The sequence below is a fragment of the Zoogloea sp. LCSB751 genome (assembly GCF_002028455.1).
Classification (GTDB): domain Bacteria; phylum Pseudomonadota; class Gammaproteobacteria; order Burkholderiales; family Rhodocyclaceae; genus Zoogloea.
In genome coordinates this window covers 1-254 of sequence record NZ_MWUM01000401.1, presented here as the reverse complement: position 1 = coordinate 254, position 254 = coordinate 1, and the positions used below count along the sequence as shown (strand labels likewise).

1 pseudogene is annotated in these 254 nt (G+C 63.0%); it reads right to left on the bottom strand.

The window, feature by feature from the left end:
* Nucleotides 1-254 (bottom strand): annotated as a pseudogene (locus B4920_RS31165) (7-carboxy-7-deazaguanine synthase QueE); the annotation flags it as partial.

The following is a 254-nucleotide window of genomic DNA, read 5'->3' as shown; positions in this document are numbered from 1 at the left end:
GATATTTATGGGTCTGGATGGAGAGCCGCCAATTACGGGCGATGCAGGTGGCCATGGCCAGCTCGGTGGCCCTGGGCTTCTGACTGATGGGCTGCAATGCGATCACCACGTCGGGACGCAGGCTGGCCGTGGCCAGCAGGGCATCGAGCTACTCGATGTGGCGCTCGGTGGCCACCGGATGCTTGATCTCGTTGGCCCTCTCCAGAGCCGATACCAGCACAGGTAAGCCCCCCTTCATGCCGATCTTGGGGGAG